We start from the raw sequence: 4,732 nt of genomic DNA on the forward strand, positions 1-4,732 counted from the left end.
CCCCTGCTCTGTGATTAAGCTTTATTTAACTAATTAATTACATTTTTAGTCCTACATTTTAACTTTCCCCCTTTCTTTTTCCTCCTGCGCCCGTCTCCACTTCTGTGGTCTGTCCCTCATGACCGGTGTTTATATCTTGCTGTTTTTTCTCCGCTTGCGTGATCTGCCCCCCAGAAAACGAACAAAGCCATATCGCAAACTACACTTAACCTTTGGTTGACATATCATTAACAAATTAAAGGAGAAAAACCATGAGCCATGTTTATAAGCACCCTATTCCTGCCGCTGTGGCAGAACGTACCCTGATCACACCTGAGAAATATCAGCAGTATTATCAACAGTCTGTTGACGACCCCGATGCCTTCTGGGGCGAACAGGCAAAAGTGCTCGACTGGATCAAGCCTTTCACAAAGGTGAAAAACACTTCTTTTGCCCCAGGGAATATTGATATTCGCTGGTTTGAGGACGGCACTCTCAATCTTGCCGCCAACTGTCTGGATCGCCATCTGGCTGAAAAAGGGGATCAGACCGCGCTGATTTGGGAAGGCGATGACCCGAAAGCCGAAAACAAACACGTCACTTATAAACAACTTCATCATGACGTATGTCAGTTCGCTAACGTCTTAAAGGGGCTGGGAGTAAAGAAAGGGGACGTTGTCGCCATTTATATGCCCATGGTGCCGGAAGCTGCTGTCGCCATGCTGGCCTGTGCCCGTATCGGCGCCGTGCATTCTGTCATCTTTGCCGGTTTCTCACCGGAAGCGGTCGCGGGCCGTATTATCGATTCCAACGCCAAACTGGTGATTACCGCTGATGAAGGGCTTCGCGCCGGACGAACCATTCCGCTGAAACAAAACGTGGATGATGCGCTGAAGAATCCTGCCGTTACCAGCATCACGCATTCCATTATTTTCAAACGCACCGGAAAACAGGGCGAATGGAAAGAAGGACGCGACATCTGGTGGCATGACGCGATTGAAGGTGTTTCTGCGGATTGCCCGGCAGAGGAAATGAACGCAGAAGACCCGCTCTTCATCCTTTATACCTCCGGCTCAACCGGTAAACCAAAAGGCGTGCTGCATACCACTGGCGGTTATCTGGTGTATGCCGCGCTGACGTTCAAATACACCTTCGATTATCACGATGGTGATATCTACTGGTGTACCGCCGATGTCGGCTGGGTTACCGGCCACAGTTATCTGCTTTACGGGCCGCTGGCTTGCGGAGCCATCAGTCTGATGTTTGAGGGTGTCCCTAATTATCCGACCCCCGCCCGTATGGCACAGGTGATTGATAAACATAAGGTGAATATTCTCTATACCGCGCCAACGGCTATCCGGGCATTAATGGCCGAAGGGGATAAAGCGGTTGAGGGCACCAGCCGGGCATCGCTGCGGATTATGGGTTCGGTCGGCGAACCAATCAATCCGGAAGCCTGGGAGTGGTACTACAAAACTATCGGTAACAGCGCGTGTCCGATCGTCGACACCTGGTGGCAAACCGAAACCGGGGGCTTCATGATCACCCCGTTACCCGGTGCCACAGAACTGAAAGCCGGTTCGGCAACACGTCCGTTCTTTGGCGTGCAACCGGCACTGGTCGATAACGAAGGCGTTCCGCAGGAAGGTGCATGCGAAGGCAATCTGGTGATCACCGATTCGTGGCCGGGCCAGGCACGGACATTATTCGGCGATCATGAACGTTTTGAGCAAACCTATTTTTCTACCTTTAAAAACATGTACTTCAGCGGTGATGGCGCCCGTCGTGACGAAGACGGTTATTACTGGATCACCGGCCGGGTTGATGACGTATTGAATATTTCCGGTCACCGTCTGGGTACTGCCGAAATTGAATCGGCGTTAGTGTCTCATCCTAAAATTGCTGAGGCCGCGGTTGTCGGCATTCCGCATAACATCAAAGGGCAGGCCATTTATGCCTACATCACACTGAATCACGGCGAAGAACCGTCACCGGAACTCTATACCGAAGTGCGCAACTGGGTGCGCAAAGAGATAGGGTCCATCGCGACGCCTGACATTCTTCACTGGACAGATTCGTTACCCAAAACCCGTTCCGGCAAAATTATGCGCCGTATTTTGCGCAAAATTGCTGCCGGTGACACAAGCAATCTGGGAGATACCTCTACGCTGGCGGATCCGGGCGTAGTCGATAAATTGCTCGAAGAAAAACAATCCATGAAAGTGCCGTCATAATTTTCACCGCCCTGGCGCGGTGAACTCTATCAATGCCTCAAAGGAGTCACTGAGATGAATGATCTCATTTATCAGAGAGTTGTAAGTAATCCGCGCTTCAGGGAACTGGTGCAAAAACGCAGTCGTTTTGCCTGGCTGCTGTCAGGCATTACGCTGGTTTTGTATGTCGCGTTTATTTTACTGATTGCGTTCGATCCGCAATGGCTGGGAACACCGCTCTATGAGGGGGCGACCATTACACGTGGTATCCCCGTGGGCGTCGGATTAATCGTCATTTCTTTTGTGCTGACCGGTATTTATGTTGTGCGTGCCAACGGTGAGTTTGACCGGCTGACCGCCGATATTATCCGTGAGGTGCAACCATGAAGGCTCGTTGCAGTTCTCTTCTTTTGCTGATGTTATCGCTCTGCTTACCTTTCAGTCTGTTTGCAGCTGAAGGGATCGGCGGAGAAGTTAAACGCCAGCCTCTTAATATTGAAGCCATCGTGATGTTCGTACTGTTTGTGGGTGCGACGCTGTATATCACCTATTGGGCGGCTAAACGTACGCGCTCCCGCCAGGATTACTACACGGCAGGCGGACGCATTACCGGCCTGCAAAACGGAATGGCTATTGCCGGGGACTTCATGTCTGCCGCTTCTTTCCTGGGTATTTCTGCGCTGGTATATACCTCCGGATACGACGGGTTGATCTATTCCATCGGTTTCCTGATCGGCTGGCCAATCATTTTATTCCTGATTGCTGAACGTCTGCGTAATCTGGGCAAATATACCTTTGCGGATGTAGCATCTTACCGGTTAAAACAAAAGCCGATCCGGTTGCTTTCAGCCTGCGGTTCATTGGTGGTCGTCGCGCTGTATCTGATTGCTCAAATGGTGGGCGCCGGTAAGCTAATTCAGTTGCTGTTTGGCCTGAATTATCACGTCGCGGTGATCCTCGTCGGCATCCTGATGGTGCTCTATGTGTTGTTTGGCGGGATGCTGGCAACGACCTGGGTGCAAATTATCAAAGCTATCCTGTTACTGGCCGGTGCGACGTTCATGGCCATTATGGTCATGAGATCTGTCGGTTTCAATTTCAACACACTCTTTACTCAGGCTGTCGCCGTACACTCAAAAGGCATTGCGATCATGAGTCCGGGAGGATTGGTATCGGATCCGATATCCGCGCTGTCTCTGGGGCTGGCATTGATGTTCGGTACAGCAGGCTTGCCACATATTCTGATGCGGTTCTTCACCGTCAATGATGCCAAGGAAGCGCGCAAGAGTGTGTTCTATGCCACGGGTTTTATCGGCTACTTTTACATACTGACCTTCATTATCGGCTTTGGCGCGATCGTTCTGGTCAGTGCGAATCCGGCGTTTAAAGATGCCAGCGGCATATTGCTGGGCGGCAATAATATGGCCGCAGTGCATTTAGCTGATGCGGTTGGTGGCAGTTTCTTCCTTGGCTTCATATCCGCAGTCGCCTTCGCGACGATATTAGCGGTAGTTGCCGGCTTAACGCTGGCAGGAGCGTCAGCGGTATCTCATGACCTGTATGCCAGTGTCATCAAGGATGGCAAAGCGACAGAGCGTGATGAGCTTAGAGTCTCGAAGATCACCGTCATAATTCTGGGTATCGTCGCCATTGCGCTGGGTATTCTTTTTGAAAAACAGAATATTGCGTTCATGGTTGGACTTGCGTTCTCCATCGCTGCAAGCTGTAACTTCCCGATTATTTTGCTTTCGATGTACTGGGCAAAACTGACGACACGCGGGGCAATGATCGGAGGATGGCTTGGTTTGCTCACCGCTGTGATACTGATGATTCTTGGCCCGACGATCTGGGTTCAGATTTTGGGGCATGCTAAACCTATTTATCCTTATGAATACCCGGCACTGTTCTCGATGATTGTGGCCTTTGTTGGCACCTGGTTCTTCTCGATTACAGATAACTCACTGGAAGGACAGAAAGAGAGAGAGCGCTTCTATCCTCAGTTTGTACGATCACAAACGGGCATCGGGATTTCCCAGAGTTCTAATCACTAGTGTTCAGCAAGCAGAAACGCAAAAGGCCATCCCTGAGGATGGCCTTTTGTTTGGAGAGGAGTTGTCTACTCTCAGAAAATTATCAAGAGCAGAAAAGACAAAAGCCCTGCACATAGTGCAGGGCTTTTGTCTTATTTGATGCCTGGCAGTTCCCTACTCTCGCATGGGGAGACCCCACACTACCATCGGCGCTACGGCGTTTCACTTCTGAGTTCGGCATGGGGTCAGGTGGGACCACCGCGCTAGTGCCGCCAGGCAAATTCTGTAATTTACCGAACTCTACGCTTATTACTGGTGCTGATACCCAGAGTCGAACTGGGGACCTCACCCTTACCAAGGGTGCGCTCTACCAACTGAGCCATATCAGCACGCTAATTCTTATAACAGCCTGCTAAAAGCAAACTTTACTAATTTGATGCCTGGCAGTTCCCTACTCTCGCATGGGGAGACCCCACACTACCATCGGCGCTACGGCGTTTCACTTCTGAG

The 4,732-nt window shown here is 50.8% G+C and carries 3 protein-coding genes, 1 tRNA gene and 1 rRNA gene; 3 read left to right on the forward strand and 2 right to left on the reverse strand.

What is annotated here, in order from left to right; genetic code table 11:
* Nucleotides 1–251: 251 nt before the first annotated feature.
* From acs to actP, 3 genes are read left to right on the forward strand one after another with little or no spacing between them, the layout of a single operon-like run.
* Nucleotides 252–2,213 (forward strand): acetate--CoA ligase, encoded by a 1,962-nt coding sequence (gene acs / locus EYY67_RS24115; RefSeq protein ID WP_131694588.1) that lies wholly within the window; start codon nucleotides 252–254, stop codon nucleotides 2,211–2,213.
* A 54-nt stretch (nucleotides 2,214–2,267) separates the two neighbouring features.
* Nucleotides 2,268–2,579 (forward strand): DUF485 domain-containing protein, encoded by a 312-nt coding sequence (locus EYY67_RS24120; protein ID WP_095923735.1) that lies wholly within the window; start codon nucleotides 2,268–2,270, stop codon nucleotides 2,577–2,579.
* Nucleotides 2,576–4,243, forward strand: coding sequence for a cation/acetate symporter ActP (gene actP, locus EYY67_RS24125; RefSeq protein ID WP_095923736.1), 1,668 nt, complete (start codon nucleotides 2,576–2,578; stop codon nucleotides 4,241–4,243). The genes EYY67_RS24120 and actP overlap by 4 nt, the downstream gene beginning before the upstream one ends.
* Before the next feature lie 140 nt (nucleotides 4,244–4,383).
* On the opposite strand, the gene rrf is transcribed toward actP, so the two are convergent.
* Nucleotides 4,384–4,499 (reverse strand): 5S ribosomal RNA (gene rrf / locus EYY67_RS24130).
* Between the two features lie 36 nt (nucleotides 4,500–4,535).
* A tRNA-Thr gene (locus EYY67_RS24135) sits at nucleotides 4,536–4,611 on the reverse strand.
* Nucleotides 4,612–4,732: the final 121 nt, after the last annotated feature.

The organism is Rahnella victoriana (assembly GCF_004330295.1).
GTDB lineage: Bacteria > Pseudomonadota > Gammaproteobacteria > Enterobacterales > Enterobacteriaceae > Rahnella > Rahnella victoriana.

What these genes read in the sequence shown, in the direction of transcription:
- acs (WP_131694588.1), top strand. Translation starts at nt 252, where the DNA reads ATGAGCCATGTTTATAAGCACCCTATTCCTGCCGCTGTGGCAGAACGT.
- EYY67_RS24120 (WP_095923735.1), top strand. Translation starts at nt 2,268, where the DNA reads ATGAATGATCTCATTTATCAGAGAGTTGTAAGTAATCCGCGCTTCAGG.
- actP (WP_095923736.1), top strand. Translation starts at nt 2,576, where the DNA reads ATGAAGGCTCGTTGCAGTTCTCTTCTTTTGCTGATGTTATCGCTCTGC.